Origin of the sequence: Sphingobium sp. MI1205, assembly GCF_001563285.1 — a bacterium.
Taxonomy (GTDB): Bacteria; Pseudomonadota; Alphaproteobacteria; order Sphingomonadales; family Sphingomonadaceae; genus Sphingobium.
The window spans coordinates 3,095,860-3,116,257 of the sequence record NZ_CP005188.1 but is presented as its reverse complement, the minus strand read 5'-3'; the positions used below and the strand labels follow the sequence as shown (position 1 = coordinate 3,116,257).

The 20,398-nt window shown below is 63.7% G+C and carries 18 protein-coding genes, 1 pseudogene and 1 riboswitch; of the genes and pseudogenes, 2 read left to right on the top strand and 17 right to left on the bottom strand.

Annotation, left to right across the window (positions count from 1 at the left end; genetic code table 11):
• Positions 1 to 48: 48 nt before the first annotated feature.
• From K663_RS15440 to K663_RS15430, 3 genes are all read right to left on the bottom strand, one after another.
• Positions 49 to 996, bottom strand: a complete 948-nt coding sequence (locus K663_RS15440) for a complex I NDUFA9 subunit family protein (protein WP_062119472.1) — start codon at positions 994 to 996, stop codon at positions 49 to 51.
• Between the two features lie 92 nt (positions 997 to 1,088).
• Positions 1,089 to 1,667, bottom strand: a complete 579-nt coding sequence (locus tag K663_RS15435) for a TMEM165/GDT1 family protein (protein WP_062119469.1) — start codon at positions 1,665 to 1,667, stop codon at positions 1,089 to 1,091.
• A 98-nt stretch (positions 1,668 to 1,765) separates the two neighbouring features.
• Positions 1,766 to 1,892, bottom strand: a riboswitch (yybP-ykoY riboswitch).
• 101 nt (positions 1,893 to 1,993) lie between these two features.
• A complete protein-coding gene (locus K663_RS15430; RefSeq protein ID WP_062119466.1) occupies positions 1,994 to 3,427 on the bottom strand; it encodes a DNA recombination protein RmuC in 1,434 nt (477 codons plus the stop codon).
• A gap of 231 nt (positions 3,428 to 3,658) precedes the next feature.
• Here K663_RS15430 and putA point away from each other — a divergent pair, with 231 nt between their 5' ends.
• A complete protein-coding gene (gene putA, locus K663_RS15425) occupies positions 3,659 to 7,297 on the top strand; it encodes a trifunctional transcriptional regulator/proline dehydrogenase/L-glutamate gamma-semialdehyde dehydrogenase (protein WP_062121048.1) in 3,639 nt (1,212 codons plus the stop codon).
• Positions 7,298 to 7,373: 76 nt separating this feature from the next.
• Here putA and guaA read toward each other — a convergent pair whose 3' ends face one another.
• From guaA to rpsM, 8 genes are all read right to left on the bottom strand, one after another.
• Positions 7,374 to 8,933: a glutamine-hydrolyzing GMP synthase gene (guaA, locus tag K663_RS15420; RefSeq protein WP_062119463.1), complete on the bottom strand. Its 1,560-nt coding sequence runs from the start codon at positions 8,931 to 8,933 to the stop codon at positions 7,374 to 7,376.
• Positions 8,934 to 9,027: 94 nt separating this feature from the next.
• Positions 9,028 to 10,263: a TCR/Tet family MFS transporter gene (locus tag K663_RS15415; RefSeq protein ID WP_062119460.1), complete on the bottom strand. Its 1,236-nt coding sequence runs from the start codon at positions 10,261 to 10,263 to the stop codon at positions 9,028 to 9,030.
• Between the two features lie 170 nt (positions 10,264 to 10,433).
• Positions 10,434 to 11,018 carry a hypothetical protein gene (locus tag K663_RS15410; RefSeq protein WP_063619073.1) on the bottom strand — a complete coding sequence of 195 codons (585 nt, stop codon included), beginning with the start codon at positions 11,016 to 11,018 and terminating at the stop codon, positions 10,434 to 10,436.
• A gap of 66 nt (positions 11,019 to 11,084) precedes the next feature.
• Positions 11,085 to 13,259 carry a prolyl oligopeptidase family serine peptidase gene (locus K663_RS15405; protein ID WP_062119454.1) on the bottom strand — a complete coding sequence of 725 codons (2,175 nt, stop codon included), beginning with the start codon at positions 13,257 to 13,259 and terminating at the stop codon, positions 11,085 to 11,087.
• A 103-nt stretch (positions 13,260 to 13,362) separates the two neighbouring features.
• Positions 13,363 to 13,788, bottom strand: coding sequence for a 50S ribosomal protein L17 (gene rplQ, locus K663_RS15400; RefSeq protein WP_062119452.1), 426 nt, complete (start codon positions 13,786 to 13,788; stop codon positions 13,363 to 13,365).
• Positions 13,789 to 13,906: 118 nt separating this feature from the next.
• Complete coding sequence (locus tag K663_RS15395) at positions 13,907 to 14,968, bottom strand: DNA-directed RNA polymerase subunit alpha (protein WP_062119449.1); 1,062 nt, start codon at positions 14,966 to 14,968, stop codon at positions 13,907 to 13,909.
• 117 nt (positions 14,969 to 15,085) lie between these two features.
• Positions 15,086 to 15,475, bottom strand: coding sequence for a 30S ribosomal protein S11 (gene rpsK, locus K663_RS15390; protein ID WP_004208752.1), 390 nt, complete (start codon positions 15,473 to 15,475; stop codon positions 15,086 to 15,088).
• 90 nt (positions 15,476 to 15,565) lie between these two features.
• Positions 15,566 to 15,934: a 30S ribosomal protein S13 gene (gene rpsM / locus K663_RS15385; RefSeq protein WP_037467883.1), complete on the bottom strand. Its 369-nt coding sequence runs from the start codon at positions 15,932 to 15,934 to the stop codon at positions 15,566 to 15,568.
• Between the two features lie 354 nt (positions 15,935 to 16,288).
• Here rpsM and K663_RS15380 point away from each other — a divergent pair, with 354 nt between their 5' ends.
• On the top strand, positions 16,289 to 16,822 hold the full coding sequence (locus tag K663_RS15380; protein WP_062119446.1) for a hypothetical protein: 534 nt from the start codon (positions 16,289 to 16,291) through the stop codon (positions 16,820 to 16,822).
• Between the two features lie 502 nt (positions 16,823 to 17,324).
• Here K663_RS15380 and K663_RS15375 read toward each other — a convergent pair.
• The 6 genes and pseudogenes from K663_RS15375 to K663_RS24675 all read right to left on the bottom strand — a co-directional run bounded on the left by K663_RS15375 (position 17,325) and on the right by K663_RS24675 (position 20,264).
• Positions 17,325 to 17,597 (bottom strand): 3TM-type holin, encoded by a 273-nt coding sequence (locus tag K663_RS15375; RefSeq protein WP_062119443.1) that lies wholly within the window; start codon positions 17,595 to 17,597, stop codon positions 17,325 to 17,327.
• Positions 17,594 to 18,139: a glycoside hydrolase family 108 protein gene (locus K663_RS15370; protein ID WP_062121043.1), complete on the bottom strand. Its 546-nt coding sequence runs from the start codon at positions 18,137 to 18,139 to the stop codon at positions 17,594 to 17,596. Before K663_RS15370 ends, K663_RS15375 begins: the two co-directional genes overlap by 4 nt.
• A gap of 189 nt (positions 18,140 to 18,328) precedes the next feature.
• A pseudogene (locus K663_RS15365) lies at positions 18,329 to 18,537 on the bottom strand (nitric oxide dioxygenase); the annotation flags it as partial.
• A 43-nt stretch (positions 18,538 to 18,580) separates the two neighbouring features.
• Complete coding sequence (locus tag K663_RS15360) at positions 18,581 to 18,856, bottom strand: DUF1971 domain-containing protein (protein WP_062119436.1); 276 nt, start codon at positions 18,854 to 18,856, stop codon at positions 18,581 to 18,583.
• Entirely contained in the window at positions 18,853 to 19,299 is a 447-nt protein-coding gene (locus tag K663_RS15355; protein WP_062119432.1) for a group III truncated hemoglobin, read from the bottom strand. Before K663_RS15355 ends, K663_RS15360 begins: the two co-directional genes overlap by 4 nt.
• Positions 19,300 to 20,090: 791 nt before the next feature.
• Positions 20,091 to 20,264 (bottom strand): hypothetical protein, encoded by a 174-nt coding sequence (locus tag K663_RS24675; protein WP_201026645.1) that lies wholly within the window; start codon positions 20,262 to 20,264, stop codon positions 20,091 to 20,093.
• Between the last annotated feature and the right edge of the window lie 134 nt (positions 20,265 to 20,398).

The following is a 20,398-nucleotide window of genomic DNA, read 5'->3' as shown; positions in this document are numbered from 1 at the left end:
CCGGTCGTTCCGCCGATACTCGTCAAGCCAGCCGGCTGGCGCGCTCGTTCAAGCCTTTGCGCGACCGGCGAAGCGGCCGTGGCGCCGATAGCGGACCAGCCATTTGTCCGCGACCGCCTCCATCGGGGTGGGCGACACGCCCAGTTCCACGAGACCAGAAGCGCCGGGCGACACGATATTGTCTTTCTGCAGCATCGCATATTGGTCCCGCGTGATGGGTGCGCCCGGCAACCAGCCAAGGCTTGCGATCGCCGACGCGATGGAAGGGGGCACCGGAACCAGGCTGCGTTCGCGGCCAATGGCCTTGGCGATCCAGCGGTTGAGGTCGATCATGCTGATCTGGCTGGGTCCGCCCAGTTCAAACGTCTTGCCGCCGTGACGGCCGGGGTCAGCCGCCGCATTGGCAATCGCCTGCGCGACATCGGCGACATAAACCGGCTGAAACTTCGTGTCGGCGCCGATGACCGGAACCACCGGCAACCGGCTGATCAGGTCGGCAAAGCGGTTGAGGAACTGATCCTCGGGGCCGAAGATGATCGACGGGCGGATGATGGTCGCATTGGGGAACGCGGCCTTTACCGCCGCTTCGCCCGCTGCCTTAGACCGGCCATAGGCGGATGGGCTTTGCAGGTCCGCGCCGATGGCCGACACATGGACCAGCGCCTGTACGCCCGCTTCCGCCGCCGCCTTTGCTACGTTGGCCGCGCCGTCATGATGCGATCCTTCCAGATCGCCGCTCAGCACGCCGACCAGGTTGATGACGATGTCGCTGCCCGCAATGGCGCGCGCGACGCTTTGCGGCTTGCGGATGTCGGCTGCGACAAACTGGGTCTGGCCCAGCCCACCGAGCGGCTTCACGCGCAGCGCGGTCGCCAGATCGCGTTGGGCCACGCGCACGCGCGCGCCACGTTCCATCAGCGCCTGCGCGACCTGCCGGCCGAGGAAGCCGCCGCCGCCGAACACCGTAACCAGACTGTCCTTCATCACGCGTTCCATGCCTGTCCTGCTTGGGGGAATGACTGCAAGCGCTTCCCTTGCAACAGCCGCCGCCCGCTGACAACAGGCGGGCGAGGGCGCGGGTTCCTTTTTTATCCGATCCAGCCTTGCAGGCCCGCGATCATCCACAGGCCAAGGGCCAGGAACAGCAGCGCCGCGCCAATCTGCAGCGCGCGCATCGGCACTTTCTTCGCCAGCGCCTCGCCAAAAATCACCGCCGGGACGTTGGCGATCATCATGCCCAATGTGGTGCCCGCCGTCACCGCAAAGACATTTTCGAACTGCGCGCCAAGCGCCACGGTCGCGACCTGCGTCTTGTCCCCCATCTCCACCAGGAAGAAGGCGATCAGCGTGGTGAGGAATACGCCTGCCTTCGACGGCGCTTTCAGCGGTTCATCCTCGTCAATCTCGTCGGGGATCAGCGTCCAGGCGGCCATGGCGATGAAGCTGGCGGCGACGGCGTAGCGGAACCAGTCCTGGGTCAGGATATCGGCGATGGAACGACCGACCAGCGCCGCCAGGAAATGATTGGCCAGCGTCGCGAACAATATGCCCATGATGATCGGCACCGGCTTTCGAAAGCGGGTGGCGAGCAGCATGGCGAGCAATTGGGTCTTGTCGCCCATTTCGGCGAGCGCGACCAGCGTAGTGGAGGTGAGGAGAGCGTCCATAAATAATATCCGGGGCCGGGCGAAGGGTTGAAGACGCAATGCCATCGCCTCCTCCCGCCCGGCCGGACAGGGAAAAGCCGATGCCATTGGTCTCGCCCGATGCGGTGGTCCGGGCGCTTGCCCGACGTCCCCGCATCCCGCATGCCATGGCCTCTCGGCCAAATATGTTGACATGCGGCCCATTCGATCGCTCGAATGGCTGGCTACTCCCCAGATGACAGGGCGCGTTTAGGGAATATTGCGCGCGGAGGCAATTGGGTAACCGCCCCGTTGCAACGAGCATGGCGCGCGGAAGCTGCGGGGGTGGGCCATGCCCGGCCCGCTCACTACTCCGCCGCGTCGGCGATGGTTTCGGGCAATGCGCGCACGGCCTCGGCCGAAACCGGCTCGCGGACCAGTGCGTCCACCGGCTCCAGCGTGTCCAGTTCGCGCCCGCCCGTTTCGATATTGAGGTCGCGCAGCTTGCGTCCTGTCACCAGCACCCGGCCTTCGAAGCTGCCCACGAAGCTGTTATAGTCGCTCACCGCGCCCGTTAGCCGGTTGCCCAGTTTCTTGAGCGATCCAGCCGCGCCCGCCAGCCGCTCATAAAGCTCCTTGCCCAGCGCGCCGATCCGCTTGGCTTCGTCCGCCATCTTCTCCTGCCGCCACACCGCCGCGACGGTGCGGGCAATCGCGATCAGATTGGTCGGCGTCGCTAGCAGCACACGCTTGCCGAACGCATGGTCCCACAGCTGCGGATCATGCTCCAGCGCGGCGGACAGGAAATGCTCGCCCGGGACGAACATGATGACATAATCGGGCGCTTCCTCAAACTGGTCGGCGTAGCTCTTGCGCCCCAGCGTATCGACATGCGCCCGCATCGCCGCCGCGTGGGCCGAGAGCAGGCGCTTGCGCTCATCCTCGCCATCCGCGCCGTAGGCGTCCTGATAGGAATTCAGCGACACCTTCGCGTCGATCACCAGCGCCCGTCCGCCCGGCACGCGCAATATGGCGTCGGGCCGCAACCGGCCATCCTCGCCCTCGACGCTCACCTCGGTCCGGAAATCGACATGTTCGGAAAGCCCGCATGTCTCCAGCACATTGCGCAACTGCTGTTCGCCCCAGCGCCCGCGCGCCTTGGGCGCATGGCGCAGCGAATCGACCAGCCGCTGCGCCTCGGCCCGCACCGCCTCCTGCCCCGACTTCATCGATTCTATCTCGCCGCGCAGGATGCCATAGGCTTCCGTGCGTTGCTGCTCGATCTGGCTGATCTTCTGGTCGTAGCGCTGAATCGTCTCGTTGACCGGATGCAGCAATTGCTTCAGCTGCGCCTCGCTCTTTTCATGCGCCTGCGCCAGCCGCTGGTCCGCCCGCTCCAGGAAATGGCTCTGCGCCTGATGCAGCAGCTTACCGCCAATCTCGCTGAACTGCGCCGACAACTGCTCCTTGGCGTCCTTCAGCGCCGCGATCTGCGCCTCGAACGCCTCGGCCCGCGCCTGTGTGTCGGATCGCAGCGCGGCGATCTCCTGCTCGACCAGCCCTCGCGCGTTACGCTCTTCCTCCAGCCGCCGCGCAAGCTCGCCCGCCTGGACCGCGCGATCCTGCGCCACGACCAGTTCCTGTAGCGCGCCGTTGCGCTGCGCCTCCGCCTGACCAAGCCTCGCCGCAAGCTCCGCCTTTTCCGCGGCCAGCGACGCCGTCGCCTTGCCGCGCAACAGCCAGCCAAGCCCCAACCCCGCAACCAGGGCGATAAGGCTTATGATGACGGCCAGGCTGTCCATGATGATCCCCCTTATGGAACGAAAGGGGAACCTAGCGGCCCGACCCGGTCCCCGCAACCCTCGTTGCGTTCAGGCGAGTGACGCGCGAAGACCTTGCTGGCGACGGCAACTCCGGCCTTGCGCGATCTGGAGAGATCATCGCACTTGTCTGAACAGCGATGAACAGGAATATGTGTGTATGCAGACGCTTCTTGACCGCATGTGGACGGATCCCTGCGCGATCCTTTTGCGATGACGCAAACGCCGCCCTTCGCGGCCTTCGCGCCGCCCGTGCGCAAACCATCCCCGCTGCGCAAAGAGATTACGGCGGCATATCGCCGACCCGAAGCGGAATGCGTCCAGCCCTTGCTGGATCTGGCGACTTTACCCCCCAAAGTCCGGTCGGACGCCCGCACCACCGCATATGCGCTTGTCTCGTCGATCAGGGAAAAGCGGACCCGCAGCGGCGTCGAAACCCTGGTTCAGGAATTTGCCCTGTCGAGTCAGGAGGGCGTGGCGTTGATGTGCCTGGCCGAGGCCCTGCTGCGCATTCCGGACGACCAGACCCGTGACGCGTTGATCCGTGACAAGATCGCAAAGGGCGACTGGATGTCGCATGTGGGCAGCGGCAAGCCCCTTTTCGTCAATGCGGCGTCCTGGGGGCTGGTCGTCACCGGCAAGCTGCTCGACAGCGTGAATGACCGGGGGCTGGCCGCCGCACTCTCGCATTTGCTTGCGCGGGCGGGGGAACCCGTGATCCGGCGCGCCGTCGATATCGCCATGCGATTGATGGGGGAGCAGTTCGTCACCGGTGAGACCATCGGCAAGGCGTTGAAGCGCGCGCGCGCTCTGGAGGCGAAGGGTTTCACATATAGCTACGACATGCTGGGCGAGGCGGCGATGACAGCCGCGGACGCCGTCCGCTATTATCGGGATTATGAGCAGGCCATTCATGCGATAGGCAAAGCATCGGCCGGTCGCGGTATTTATTTTGGTCCCGGCGTCTCCATCAAGCTCTCCGCCCTTCACCCGCGATACAGCCGCGCCCAGGCCGGTCGCGTGACCGATGAACTTCTGCCCCGTGTCAAGGCGCTGGCGGCGCTGGCGAAACGCTATGATATCGGCTTCAATATCGACGCGGAGGAGGCGGACCGCCTCGAATTGTCGCTGGACCTGCTGGAAAGCCTGGCGCTCGATCCCGATCTGTCGGGCTGGAACGGTCTCGGCTTCGCGGTGCAGGCCTATGGCCAGCGATGCCCCTTTGTGATCGACTGGATCGTCGATCTCGCGCGCCGCGCGAACCGGCGGATCATGGTGCGGCTCGTAAAGGGCGCTTACTGGGATACCGAAATCAAGCGCACACAGGTCGATGGGCTGGCCGACTTTCCCGTCTATACGCGCAAGGTCCATACCGATGTCGCCTATATAGCCTGCGCCAAAAAGCTGTTGGCCGCCCCCGACGCGATATTCCCACAGTTCGCGACGCATAACGCCCAGACGCTGGCGACCATTTTTCACATCGCTGGCCCGAATTTCGCGGCCGGCGACTATGAGTTTCAATGCCTGCACGGCATGGGCGAGCCGCTTTATGGCGAGGTGGTGGGAAAGGAGAAGCTCGATCGGCCCTGTCGCATCTACGCGCCGGTCGGAACGCATGAGACGCTGCTGGCCTATCTTGTCCGCCGCCTGCTTGAAAACGGGGCCAATTCGTCATTCGTGAACCGGGTCGCTGATGCGAGCGTCGCGATCGACGAACTCGTCATGGATCCTGTCGAGCAGGTCCGCGCGATGGACCGGCCGGGACATCCGCACGACCAGATCGCCTTGCCGTCGGCGCTCTACGCTGATCGCCGTAACTCTGCGGGCATCGACCTGAGCGACGAGGACGCGCTGGCGCATTTGTCGTGCGCCCTGACAGAGAGTGCGACGAAGCAATGGCATGCCAGGCCCGAAATTTACGGGCACCGGATCGTGCGCAGCGAACGACCAGTGTGCAATCCTGCGGATGCGACCGATGTGGTGGGAATGGTGGCCTTTTGCGTGGAGCAGGACGCGCGCGACGCCTGCCGGATAGCCGCCCATGCCGCCGCAGCCTGGGCCGCTACGCCGGTTGCCGACCGCGCCGCCATGCTGGAGCGGGCAGCCGATGTCATGCAGGCGCAAATGCCTCATCTCATGGGGCTGGCCATCCGCGAGGCGGGCAAGTCAGCGGCAAATGCGATCGCCGAGGTCCGCGAGGCGATAGATTTCCTGCGCTACTATGCGGCGCAGGCCCGAACGACTTTGGGGCCAACGCAACAGCCGATCGGCCCCATAGTCTGCATCAGCCCCTGGAATTTCCCGCTTGCGATCTTCACGGGCCAGATCGCTGCAGCTTTGGTCGCCGGTAATCCGGTCCTTGCCAAACCGGCGGAAGAAACCCCGCTGATCGCCGCCGAGGCGGTGCGCATCCTTCATGCCGCGGGCGTCCCCGCCGATGTGCTCCAGCTGCTGCCGGGCGCGGGCGAGATCGGGGCCGCGCTCGTTGGGGCTGCGGAAATCGCGGGCGTGATCTTCACCGGCTCGACAGAGGTCGCGCGCCTGATCCAGAAACAGCTTGCCACGCGTCTGTCGCCCGATGGCCGCCCAATCCCGCTGATCGCGGAAACGGGCGGTCAAAATGCCATGATCGTGGACAGCAGCGCCCTCGCCGAACAGGTGGTGGCCGATGTGATCGCGTCGGCCTTTGACAGCGCTGGCCAGCGATGTTCGGCACTTCGCGTCCTGTGCCTGCAGGACGAGATCGCCGATGGCACCCTCTCAATGTTGAAGGAGGCTCTGAAGGAACTCAGCATCGGACGACCTGATCGCCTGTCGGTCGATATTGGTCCGGTCATTACCATGGAGGCCAAGGCCAGCATCGAGAAGCATATCGATGCGATGCGCGCAAAGGGGCGGCGTATCGAGCAGCATGCAATGCCGACGGACATCGGGCGGGGCAGCTTCGTGCCACCGACGATCATTGAGATCGACAGCATCGCCGATCTTGAGCGAGAGGTTTTCGGCCCGGTCCTTCATGTTATCCGCTACGACCGCGAACGGCTTGGACATGTGATCGAAGCGATCAACGCGACAGGATATGGGCTGACCTTCGGTCTGCACACCCGCCTCGACGCGACTATGGACTATGTGACCCAGCGGGTGAAGGCGGGCAATCTCTATATCAATCGCAACATGATCGGCGCGGTCGTCGGCGTCCAGCCATTCGGAGGAAGCGGACTGTCCGGCACGGGCCCCAAGGCGGGCGGGCCTCTCTATCTGGCCCGTCTGGTCCGGGAACCGCCAGCGGCCAGCGGGGGCACATCGATGCCTGTTGATGAGGCGCTGGCGGCCTTCACCTATTGGCTGGCGCAGCGCGGCGAAACTGCGGTGCTCGCATGGGCCCGGACCTGCGCGGCGCAATCGATGCTCAGCCAGACGATAGAGCTGCCTGGGCCAGTCGGTGAGCGCAATCTCTACACGATCCACCCCCGCGGCCGCATATTGCTGCATGCGAAAACCGAACCTGGCCTTTTGACGCAAATCGCGGCGGTGCTCGCAACAGGCTGCGAAGGCGTGATCGATGCAGCGAAGCTTCCTTCGGACTTGCCCGCCAGCGTCGCGGCGAGACTATCGGATGACACCGGCGGCGCCCTTGCCGGGGCCCTTGTAGAAGGCGAGGATGCTGACATCATCAGCCTGTCGGTAGCGATGGCGAACCGGCCCGGACCCATTGTGCCGGTTCATGCCGCATCCTCTGCTCGCCGTATCGCTGGCCAGCCTTACCCGCTCGAGTGGCTGCTCGAAGAGGTGTCGATTTCGATCAACACGACAGCAGCCGGGGGCAATGCGAGCCTGATGACGCTTGGGTGACAGCAAGCGGTTTCAGCTAACCTGTCGCCAATGTCCCATCGGCATCTCCCCTAGCCAATCTGGTTGGGGGCAAAAATCATTCCCACTCGATCGTGCCGGGGGGCTTGGACGTGAAGTCGTAGCATACGCGGTTGATGCCCTTGACCTCGTTGATGATGCGTGTCGCCACACGGCTGAGGAAGGATGCGTCGAAGGGGTAGATGTCCGCCGTCATGCCGTCGGTCGATGTGACGGCGCGCAAGGCGCACACATTGTCATAGGTGCGGTGGTCGCCCATCACGCCTACGGTGCGCACCGGCAGCAGTACGGCGAAGGCTTGCCAGATCGCGTCGTACAGGCCCGCGTTGCGGATTTCCTCCAGATAGATGGCGTCCGCCTTGCGCAGGATGTCGCAGCGTTCCTTGCTCACTTCGCCCGGAATGCGGATGGCAAGGCCAGGTCCGGGGAAGGGGTGGCGGCCAACGAAAATCTCCGGCAGCCCCAGCTCGCGGCCCAGCACGCGGACTTCGTCCTTGAACAGCTCGCGCAGCGGCTCGACCAGCTTCATGTTCATGCGCTCGGGCAGGCCACCCACATTATGATGGCTCTTGATCGTCACCGACGGCCCGCCGGTGAAGGACACAGACTCGATCACATCGGGATAAAGCGTGCCCTGCGCCAGGAACGCCGCGCCGCCGATCTTCCGCGCTTCATCCTCGAACACATCGATGAAGGTCTTGCCGATGAACTTGCGCTTGGCTTCCGGGTCGGTGACGCCCTCCAGCCCCTTCATGAACAGCGTTTCGGCGTTCACATGGACCAGCGGGATATTGTAGCTGCCCCGGAACAGCGAAACGACCTGCTCGGCCTCGCCGCTGCGCATCAGGCCGTGGTCGACGAACACGCAGGTCAGCTGGTCGCCGATCGCCTCGTGGATCAGCACGGCGGCGACGGCGCTGTCGACCCCGCCCGACAGGCCGCAGATCACCTTGCCATCGCCAACCTGCTCGCGGATTTCGGCAATCTTGGTGGCGCGGAACTCGGCCATCGTCCAATCACCCTTCAGGCCGCAGACATGGCGCGCGAAATTGGCGATCAGCTTGCCACCATCGGGCGTGTGCACGACTTCGGGATGGAATTGCGTGGCGTAGAAGCGCTTTTCCTCATTCGCGGTCATGGCGAAGGGCGCGCCCTCGCTCACCGCGACCACCTCGAAACCCGGCGCGAGCTTCGTCACCTTGTCGCCATGGCTCATCCACACCTGATGCCGTTCGCCTTCGGCCCACAGACCGTCAAACAGGGCGCAGCGCTTCTTCACCTCGATGAAGGCGCGGCCGAACTCGCCGCTCTCGCCGCCTTCCACCTGGCCGCCCATCTGCTGCATCATCGTCTGCTGGCCATAGCAGATGCCCAGGATCGGAATGCCCGCATCGAAAAATGGCTGCGGCGCGCGGGGGCTGTCCTCCCACATGACGGATGATGGTCCGCCGGACAGGATGATGCCCTTTGGCTGGAGCCGCTTGAAGGCCTCGGCGGCGCTGTTGAACGGCGCGATCTCCGAATAGACGCCCGCCTCGCGCACGCGCCGGGCGATGAGCTGCGTCACCTGGCTGCCGAAGTCCACGATAAGGATGGAATCCTGAAGGGGCAGCGTCATCGAATCGCCTTTGTCAGCCGGAAGAAGAGGGATGGGGCGCGGTTAGTCCGCCCGCTTCGATATGTCCAGTTTACTCCCGCTTCCTTGCGCAGGTCTAGGACAGCGCTTCAGCCTGTCCCTGCCGTCCCGCCGCCCATCCCAGCAAAGCCGCGGCACCCAGAACGGCAGCTGCGATCACGAAGGCGCTGCCGATGAAGGGCAGCATCGGTTTCGCGCCCACCGACAGCGAATAGATGCCGCCGAAGAAAATGGGCGACAATATCCCTGCGATCGATCCGACGCTGTTGTTGGCGCCCTGCAACTGCCCCTGTTCCGATTCCGACACCCGCTGCGTCATCAGAGACTGGATCGTGGGCATAGCCAGACCCCATAGCGCGTTGGGCAGCATCGCCGCGATGAACAGCCAGCCGGTCGGCGCCAGTCCCATCGCCAATATGCCGACCGACCCGAACGCCAGGCCGGTCACCATCGTTGCGCGATCGCCGAGCCGCTTGACCACCGGCCCCACCAGCAGCCCCTGCACGCCCATGTCCATCAGGCCCACCAGCGCCAGCAGCGTCCCCACCTGCCACGCGCCCCAGCCATAGCGATCGCCCGCATAGAGGACGAACACCGCCGAAAAGAGGTGATGTGCGAAATAAAGCAGGAAATTGACGATGGCGAGGCTCGACAATTCAGGGTGCGACCGCAGCAGCTTCAAGGCCCCAAAGGGGTTGGCCCGCCGCCAGGAAAAGGCCATGCGCCTTTCTACCGGCAGCGATTCGGGCAGCACGAACAAGCCGTAGACAAAAGCGAGGGCGGAAAGCGCCGCCGCCGCCCAGAAGGGCGCCCGCAACGAAATCTCGCCCAGCACTCCGCCCAGCAGAGGCCCCGCGACAAAGCCGCCGCTGAATGCCGCGCCGATCAGCCCATAGCCACGCGCCCTTTTTTCCGGCGGCGTGATGTCGGCCATATAGGCAAAGGTGGATGTGAAGCTGGACGATGTCACGCCCGCCAATATCCGCCCCAGCGCCAGCCACCAGAGATTGGGGGCCAAAGCCATCAGCATGAAATCCAGCGCCAGTCCCGCGACCGACACCAGGATCACGGGCCGTCGCCCGAAACGGTCGGAAAGCGATCCGATCACTGGCGAGCAGAGAAACTGCATGGCCGCCCACAGCGCCACGAACAGCCCGTTCCACAGGCCAGCCGCGCTGGTGGACCCGGACAGCTGCTCTATCAGTTGCGGCAGCACCGGGACGATGATCCCCATCGACATGACGTCGAGCAGCGCAGTCACCAGAATGAACGCGATCGCGCCTGTGCGATGAGGTGAGGACGGGGGACGCATGCAGGTCGCCTAGATCATTTGCGCGCCCTCTGGAAACAGCCGATTACAGGAAGGGCAAGAAACCGGAGGCCCCCGGTCGAAAGGTGCGGCGGGGGTGCGCGAAGGCGTCGCCTGACCGTTCATCCGCGATTTTTTTTGTGGGCTGGACAGCGCTTTAGGCGCGATACCGCCTAGCGGTCTGCCCGGTCCCGCCGGAAATAGACATTCTGTATGCGCCCGTTCGCGATCGTGCAGGTGAAGTGGCGCATGCGTCCATCCTGTGTCCGCCATCCGCTGCGTATCTCGACGTCGCCATCGATGCTGAACCCGTCGCGGCTGTCGCGCGCGGCTTCCATCTGCCGGACCTCGGCATAGCCGCCGTCGCGCTCGGCCTCGTCGCGGGCGGCCAGTGCGCAGGCATCGGCCATCGCGCTTTCCTCCCGCTCATCGGCGTCCTGCGCTTCGGGGGCATAATCCTCGTCGCGCGCACTGGAGCGACGGCTGCTTTCATCACCCCGACGGGGAAGGGGGGGCGATTGCTCCGCGCCGGTGACGTCGGAAAAATCTTCTTCATCCGCCTTATTCTGCGGGCCTTGGGGGACGTCATCCTCCACGCCATAAAAGTCATCGTCGGCAGAGGTGCCTTGCGGGGCCTGCTGGTCATTGGCTTCGGGATAATCATAGCCGGGCTGCGTCTGCGCGGTCGCAGTACCGGCCACCAGCAACGCCGCGCCCAGTATCGAAACTGTTGTCTTCAATCCTGCCTTGCCGATCATCGCCATCGCTCCTTCAGAACGGCAGCCGCTCTATATGCGGTCGGCTGTCGCGCGGCTGAACGCGGATCATGGCTCGTCGCGGATCTTCAGCCCGGTATAGTAGGCGGCAAAGGCATAGCTGTCGGCATATTCGTCGATCAGCTTGTCGACAGGCTTTCCCGATCCATGGCCCGTGCGGGTATCGACGCGCAGCAGGCGAGGGCGGGGGCCAAGGTCCGCCGCCTGCAACGCTGCGGCATATTTGAAGCTGTGCGCGGGCACCACGCGGTCGTCGGTGTCGGCGGTGTTGACCAGTATCGCCGGATAATCCTGTCCCGCCCTGATATTATGATAGGGCGAATAGCCGTAGAGCAGCCGGAAGTCCTCTTCTCGGTCCGGCGAACCATAATCCTCGATCCAGTAGCGCCCGGCGGTGAAACGGTCGAAACGCAGCATGTCCATCACGCCCACGGCGGGCAGTGCTGCCGCGAACAGGTCGGGCCGCTGGTTGACTACCGCGCCCACCAGCAGCCCTCCGTTGGAGCGCCCCTCGATCGCCAGCCCGTCCTTTGTCGTATAGCCCCGCGCTTTCAGCCATTCGCCCGCCGCGATGAAGTCGTCGAACACATTCTGCTTGTTGGCCCCGCGCCCGGCATCATACCAGGCGCGCCCATATTCGCCGCCGCCGCGCAGATTGGCGATAGCATAGACCCCGCCCTGCTCCAGCCATGCCAGCCGCGTCGCGGAATAGCCCGGCGTCAGTGATATGTTGAACCCGCCATAGCCATAGAGGATCGTGGGCGCAGGCTTCCCGCTGGCCGCCAGCGCCTTCTTGCGGATCACCGTCATCGGGATCAGCGTGCCGTCTTTCGACGGATAGCTGACCTGCTCGATCCCGAACTGATCGGGGTCGAAGGACAGGGCGGGCCGGGCGAACAGGTCGAAACGCAGCGTCGCAGTGTCGAAGCGGTAGATGCTGGGCGGACTGGTGAAGCCGGAAAAGCTGAAGAATGTTTCCGGATCGCCCTCCCGCCCCGAAAAACCCGCCGCAGCGCCGACGCCCGGCAACGGCACGTCGCTCACCCGCCGTCCGTCCAGCTCGACCAGCTCCGCAACCGTCTGCGCACCGACGGCATAGGCCAGGATCAGGCGGCTGCCGATCAGTGATCCGCCCGCCAGCCTGTCCGCGCGTTCCGCCACCACCTGCTGCGCGCCCCGCCGCCGGTTGCGCGCATCGATCGCCACCACGCGCAGATTGGGGGCGCCAAGGTCGGTGATGAAATAGAGCATCGACCCGCGACTGCCGATCAGCCGCCAGTCATTGCCCAGCCCCCGCACCAGCATGCGCAGCTTCATCCGCCCGCCGCTCAGTTCCGCCACGCGCAGCTCGCGGCGCGGATCGGTGCCCTGGAAGGAGCTGACCAGCAGCCAGCGGCCATCGCTCGTAACCTGCGCCGTATGGCCCAGGCTGGGGCGCTCAGGCGTCGCATGGACCAGCTGGTCCTGCGCCTGATGCTGGCCCAGCCGGTGATAGAATATCTGCTGCCCCATCGTTGCGGAGCGGAAGGCTTCCCCATCCTGCGGCGCGGGGAAACGCGCGTAGAAAAATCCCTCGCTTCGCCCGTCCCACGCCAGCTGGGAGAATTTCACCCACTCGACCCGATCGTCGCGCACGCGGCCGCTATCGACGTCCAGTATCTTCAGCGTGCGCCAATCGCTGCCCGCCACCTGCACCGCATAAAGCAGATAGCGGCCGTCGGGGGAGGGCGCCCATTCGGCAAGAGCCACGCCGCCATCTTCGGCCCAGCTGTTGGGGTCCAGAAGCCGCCGCTGCGTACCGCTCAACCCCTCTCGCACATAAAGTGGAGTGTGTCGTTCAAGCCCGCTGTTATAGCCGTAGAAATAGCGCCCACCAGCTTTACGCGGCAGCGTGAAGCGGCCTTGGCCAAGCAGCGCCTCCATCCGTTTGCGCAGGATGGCGCGGCCGGGAAGGCGATCAATGACACGGCGGGTGAGGGCGTTCTGCCTGTCCAGCCATTCGCGTACATCCAGGTCTGTGCGAACGTCGTTTTCCAGCCAGCGATAGGGATCGGCCACCTTGATGCCGAAACGCTCCTCGACCAGATCGAGCCGCCTGGCGTCGGGATAGCGCAGCGTAGCCCCAGCACTGTCGCGAAGGCGGCCGACATCGGGTTCGGCCGACGCGGGGAAAGCCGCCGCCAGCAGGATCAGCGCCGCCAAAAGCAGCCGAATAGCGCGCATCCTCTCCCGTTCGTACCGCTGAAAATGAAGCAGGCCATGGCTCGGTTGAGCCATGGCCTGCTTCTAATCTACTGATCCGCCTTTGTAAAAGCGGTTTACCCGATCAGGCTGCTTCCAGCTCGTCCGCGTCGGCGCCCTGCACCGGACCCGAATCCTGGCCCTTCGCATCGACGTCGCGATCGACCAGTTCGATGATCGCGATCGGCGCAGCGTCCGAAGCGCGGAAACCGGCCTTGATCACGCGGGTATAGCCGCCGTTGCGATCCTTGTAACGCTCGGCCAGGACTTCGAACAGCTTGGTCAGCTGCGTGTCGTCCTGAAGGCGGGAGTGGGCCAGACGACGGTTCGACAGGCCACCCTTCTTGGCGAGGGTGATCAGCTTTTCGACGTAAGGACGCAGTTCCTTGGCCTTGGGCGTGGTCGTCTGGATCTGCTCATGCTTGATGAGCGAAGCGGCAAGGTTGCGGAGCAGCGAGTTACGATGCCCGGTGCTGCGCTGCAGCTTACGATGACCGATCTTGTGACGCATGATATCTTCCTTCGTTCGTTAAGGGCCCGTGTGAGGTAGCCCATACCCGGCACAGTTGAGGTCGTGCCTATCACCTTGATGTCGTCACCCCAGCGGAAGCTGGGGTGACGGGTGTGGATCAGCCCAGCAGCTCCTGTTCGAGCTTCTTGGCCATTTCCTCGATATTTTCCGGCGGCCAGCCGGGGATGTCCATGCCCAGGCGCAAGCCCATGGACGACAGCACTTCCTTGATTTCGTTCAGCGACTTGCGGCCGAAATTGGGGGTGCGCAGCATCTCGGCTTCGGTCTTCTGGACGAGATCGCCGATATAGATGATGTTGTCGTTCTTGAGGCAGTTGGCGCTGCGGACCGACAGTTCCAGCTCGTCCACCTTCTTGAGCAGGTAGCGGTTGATCTGGTTGGTGTCGCTCTCGCCTTCCGAAGCGGCCGAGGCAGAGGCGCCAGCGGCCGGAGCGGCGACGGGCAGCGCGTCCTCGAAGTGGACGAACAGCTGAAGCTGGTCCTGCAGGATGCGGGCGGCATAGGCCACCGCGTCTTCCGGCGTGACGGTGCCGTCGGTTTCGACGGTCAGCGACAGCTTGTCATAGTCCAGTTCCTGGCCGACGCGGGTGTTGTCCACCTTGTAGGCGACCTGACGGACCGGCGAGTAGAGCGCGTCGATCGGGATAAGGCCGATCGGCGCATCGGCCGGACGGTTGGCGACGGCGGGGACATAGCCCTTGCCGACGTCAGCGGTCAGTTCCATGTTCAGCGTCGCGCCCTGGTCCAGGTGACAGATCACCAGATCGGGGTTCATCACTTCGATGTCGCCAACAGTGGTGATGTCACCCGCGCGGACTTCGCCAGGGCCGGTCGCGGACAGTTGCAGGCGGCGGGGACCGTCGCCTTCCATGCGCAGCGCGACCTGCTTGATGTTGAGGACGATGTCCGTGACATCTTCACGCACGCCGGTCAGCGACGAGAATTCATGCAGGACGTTCTCGATCTTGATCGAGGTGACCGCCGCGCCCTGGAGCGAGGACAGAAGAACCCGGCGCAGCGCGTTGCCAAGCGTCAGGCCAAAGCCGCGCTCCAGCGGCTCGGCGACGAAGGTCGCCTTGCGCTTGCCGTCGCCCGCGGCCTTGATCTCAAGGCTGTTGGGCTTCTTCAATTCCTGCCAGTTCTTCATGTTGACAGTCATGTATTTCCCCTGGGGATAAGGCCGGAACGCTGAAATCCTGAACCCGACAGGACGTTGCGGCGATGCAGATGGGTAAACGGGCGACGCGTCCGCCGCCCGGCAAGCCTTGTGCCGCTGTTAGACGCGGCGACGCTTGGAAGGACGCACGCCATTGTGCGGGATCGGCGTCACGTCGCGGATAGAAGTGATGTGGAAGCCGACGGCCTGCAGGGCGCGCAGTGCCGATTCACGGCCCGAACCGGGGCCCTTCACTTCGACTTCCAGCGTGCGCACGCCATGTTCGGCGGCCTTGCGGCCCGCGTCTTCAGCGCAGACCTGCGCGGCGTACGGGGTAGATTTGCGGCTGCCCTTGAAGCCCATCATGCCTGCCGAGGACCAGCTGATCGCATTGCCCTGGGCGTCGGTGATGGTCACCATGGTGTTGTTGAAGCTGGCGTTGACGTGCGCGACGCCGGCCGAGATGTTCTTGCGTTCGCGGCGCTTGATGCGCTGGGGTTCGCGTGCCATTGTTAGCTCTTCCTACAAAATCTGGTTGCGCAGGAGGCGTCTCGCTTGGGGAGATCTGCCTCCGGCGGAGTAATTCGTCCCCCGGACGAATTACTTCTTCTTGCCGGCGATCGGCTTGGCCTTGCCCTTGCGGGTGCGCGCATTGGTATGCGTGCGCTGACCGCGGACCGGCAGGCCTTTGCGATGACGCAGGCCACGATAGCAGGCCAGATCCATCAGGCGCTTGATGTTCATCGCGGTTTCACGACGCAGGTCACCTTCAACGGTGAGGTCGGCGTCAATGGCTTCGCGGATCTGCAGGACTTCGGCGTCCGACAGGTCCTGAACGCGGCGGCTCTGGTCGATGCCCAGCTTCGTGGCGATGTCGACGGCGGTCTTGCGGCCGATACCGTGAATGTAGGTGAGCGCGATGATTACGCGCTTGTTGGTCGGGATGTTAACACCCGCAATACGTGCCATGGTAATCTGTACTCCTGCTCCACGGGACGGTTGGCGCCGTCCCATCTCAAAGCGTCCGGGCCAAAGCCCTAGAAGGACTTCGGCCGATTCGATAGCCCCCGGGACGCAAAAAAGACGGCCAGTGCCATGCACTGCCGCTCACCAGCATGTCCGGGATGAGCCAGCCCCTAGCGATTCGGCGGGAAACTGTCAATCGGCAGCTGGTGTGCCGGGGGCTTTCCGCGTGCGTGCCGCCGCGCCCGCGCGTACTCACGAACGGGCAACGGCGGACCTCGCCGGTTCGCTGGCTCGCCTTTCGGGCCGCCCGGCCCTTTTCGGGTTGAAGCCTTGCCCCTGCCTCGGGCATGAGGCGGCATGCGTTTTCATCCTGTCTCCGCCGCGCTCGCGCCCATGCTGTTCCTTTTGCCTTCCTGTGTGGGCGCGCCGGAGCAGGCGGCAGCGCCTGCGCCCCGGCCATCCGCGCCGCCTCCGGCGCCAGCACCAGCGCCCGCGCCGGTTCCGGCGCCGCTGGACTGGCAATATCGCCCCGCCACGCCCGGCAACTGGGTCTACCGTGCCGATGGCGCGGGGTCGTTGGCCGCCTTCTCCGCGCCCGGCGCCGGTGCGGTGCTGACATTGCGCTGCGATCCCGCGGCGGGCCGGATCAGCTTTCTGCGTGCGGGAGCGGGGCAGGGCGCGATGACGCTGCGCACGACCTATGGCGCGGTCAGCTGGCCTGCTGCGGCAGCCACTTCGGGCACGTTCGCCACCCGCGCCGCCAGCGACCCGGCGCTTGACCAGATTGCCTACAGCCGGGGCCGGTTCGCGGTGGAAGTCCAGGGATTGGAAACGCTGATCGTTCCCGCCTGGGCAGAGGTGGGACGCGTGATCGAGGATTGCCGCCGCTAACCGCGCTGTGACCCTGCGGTCGGCGCGCAATTTCGCCATATCTTGTGGGCTGGATACTGCGCGACGCACCAGATCAGCTTTTCAGGCGGACGCGCAAGTATGATTCGAAAAAAGAATATTACAAGTCTTGATCATGTCTTCCGTCTGATTCACAGTCCGGTTCGTGGCCAAGCACTAAGATGATTTCCAAGGCAGGCTACGCCGGGCTTCAACAAGCGAAAGGAGGTGATCCGATGTCTCATGGTTCAGCAGTGAGGTCGGTCAAGTCCCTTCGGGAAACGCGCCGCTGAGCGACGCCGTCGGCGTCGATTTTTCAAGAGCATTTTTGAGGCATCTGCGCCGCCGTCCGTGGCGTGATGGTCCTCTGCTTGAGAAGATAGCGCGATCCACGTTTCCCTTGGGCGGCACTTCCGGCCGCTGACCATGTCAATGATGGGCCGCTGGGATTTATCTGCCCAGCGGCCCCTCTCATTTTGGTTGGCGGAAGGCGGGCCGCGCGATGCTATCGTTCAGCGCCTTTCACCTTGCCCCATGTGCGCGCCGCCGTGTAGCCCAGATACCCTGTCCCAAACAGCGCATAGAGCGGCTCGGGCAGTGCTTCGAAATAGGCGCGCATCGTCCGGATGATCGCTTCGGCCATCTCCGGCCGCGCGCCCCCGACCAGCCCCAGCGGTACGGACCATAACAGCAGCCCGTACATGACGTAGAGGAACGCGGGCCTTGCGCGCACCGTCCAGCGATCCGCGGGCGTGCGGGGACGGCGGGGCGCGCTCATAAATTGCCGATCCGATTTGCAAGCCAGCCATAGAGAAACGCCTCATTGGCGGGCCTGCTCTCCGCCAGCGCCACATAGCGTTCGCCCTGCAACGCCTCGATCGTCTTGAGCAGCACCTTCTCCCCGGCCTTGCCGCGCAGCATGATGAAGGCGCCGAGCGCGCCCAGTGTCTTCGCTCCGATTACGCGATCGACCCTCAGGTCCGGATAATCCTTCTGATTGCGATTGAGGGCGTTGAGCGCTCTTTGCAGGAAGCCGGTCGCAGTTCCCGGACCCATGTTGACGGCGCTGTCGAACAATTCCGCCGCTATTTGCGGCGCGGCCTGCGCGACGAAGGCATAGCCTGGCCGTTCCCAGTAAAGCCGCCGGTATATTGCTTCCGCCATCGTACGGGGCAGCCGCCGCATGTCGCCAGCATAGCCATTGGCCCGCGCCACTGCCTGCGTAATGCCGAAATTGGTCGGGCCACCCCGATCCGCCGGATGGTTGCTATAGCCCCCCTCGCGTGCGATCACTTCGTCGATCAGCGCCGAAACATCCATGAAAACCGCCTCCTCTATTCGAATGAGGCGAAGCATTTATCCCATATGGTTCGCTGTAGGACAGCGAAAATCGCCGGCTCGCACCAAAATAGGAAAAATAGGATTTGGATAAACCAGGAAGGGCACCCGCGAAAAACGCGTTCATTTCGCCACTTCATTCATCGGCAGGCGAGGCGCTCGATGCAAAGTGTTCTGACACAAGGCCAGGATCGCGCCGGTCAGGGCTTGGGGCTGCGAACCGGCATCGCCATGATGGGATTGATAGAAGAGGTCGCGAATTTCCGGGTTCCGAAACATCCGCGCATACATTTCATGGACAATGTCCAGCCCATGGGCTTCCAGTGCGGGAACCGTGGCCTTCACGAGCGCGATGGTTGGTCACTGAGGGGCTGTGACATCTACATCTCCCGTGAAATATTATCGGGATAGGCGGTCTCACCGTCAGCGGGCAGGTGGATGATCGTAAAAGTCGACCTGCATCTTCATCGCGCCGATCGGAGTGACGAAATGGGGCTGTTGTGGCTCCACCAAACCTGGCTGGTCGGGTGTGAGGAGTGTCGTGGAAGGCGGATCGAGATAAGTGAGTTCAAGCTGCCCCTCGATCACGCGGATCACGCCCCAAACGCCTGCCTTTGTATCGTGGCGCGCGCGCAGGGCCGCCGGCAATGTGTCTTGGTCGAACACAGGCGTCGAGCGATAAGGTTGGACAGTTTTCATGGACGCAACCTCTGTTCAGGCTCCTCCGCGCTGAAGACTCCTCGCGGGACATCAGCCCGGCGTGGCATGGCATCGAGCTGGAAGTAGAGGGCGAGTTTCAAACTCTCTGCAATGTGCGCTGCCTTGGCCTGGAGCGCCGTCGCGGCGTCGGGTTCCATCAATGCTTCGGTCGTCTCGTTCCAGAGACCGAGCCAGCGATCAAACAGTGCAGGCTTGATGCGATCCTTATGCTTGAAGTGGGCCGGGACTGGTTGCCCCTTGTAGCGACCGCTTCCCAACATTACCGACGACCAGAAGGCAGTCAATTTTTTCAAATGGTCGGGCCAGTCCCGAACTGCATCATGGAAGATGGGGCCGAGTTCTGCATCTGCCCGCACACGAGCATAAAAAGCCTGCACCACCCGTTCCAGGCCTGCTTCGTCGATCGTTGAGGCATTGTCCACGACTCATGCTCCAATCATGCATATTTAATGCATCTATATCTGACGTTTGAAAGATGCAACGTTAGACCTATTATCCGACTGCCGATCGCGGCCGTTCGGAACGCCATGACGCTGACGCTGTTTACGGACTATTCAATACGCGTGCTGGCTTATCTCGCCGCGCGGCCCGATCACCTGTGCTCATCGCGGAGGTCGCCACGGCCTGTCGCATCTCGCAAAATCACCTCATGAAAGGTGAATGATCTCGCGCGGTCGGGATGTCGGGATATATCGAAAGCGTCCGCGTCCGTGGCGGCGGCATCCGTCCCGGCCAAGCTCCTGAGGAGATCAACATCGGCACGCTTGTCCGCCATACCGAGGGCGGATTTGATCTTGTTGATTGCGCAAGCTGCGTGATTGCGCCTGCCTTGCAGCACGACCGGCGTGCTCAAGGAAGCGCTCTGCGTCTTCTTGGCCGTACTGGATCGTTACTCGCTGGCGGACCTGATGGACAAACGAAGGGGTACGGGCATATTGTTGGCAGGAACAGCCTCCCGCCAGAAGTCGGGCGATAATGTACGGGCCTGATTGTTGAACTACATCCGCCTTGCGCCCGGTAAGCCAGATCGACGCGTCCTATCGTCTGGCTAACGTCTCCCGCCATGCTGCTATATTCAGATGATTGGCCCGGCTTATACGATCGAGAAGCATCCCCTCCTCCCGGGTGAACGTTTGACAAATCGTCCTTCGGGAGCAGAATTCGTCGAACCGGCGCAGCTGTAGTTCAAGATATTTGACACAGGGAGGGTCTGTCATGTGCGACCATTTTCCTGGAGCGCAGCGATCATCGCCACTAAGGCGTCCTCGGCCCGCTCCCGGAGCATCGGGTCATTCGCGTTCAGGTCGCCGCGCAACCATCGTGGAATCCGCTGCACCATGTCGCGAACGGAGACGCGGGCAAGTGCGCGCTCATCGGTTGTAATCATTTCCTCGCACGTGTTCCTGTCCGTTTCCTGATCGACCCTTTGGTTGACGATGAAGGCCCTCTCGGCGGCGGATCAAGTCTTCACAAATCCCGCCCACCGCGTCGTGACATTAAGCCGCCCGCAGATGAAGGATG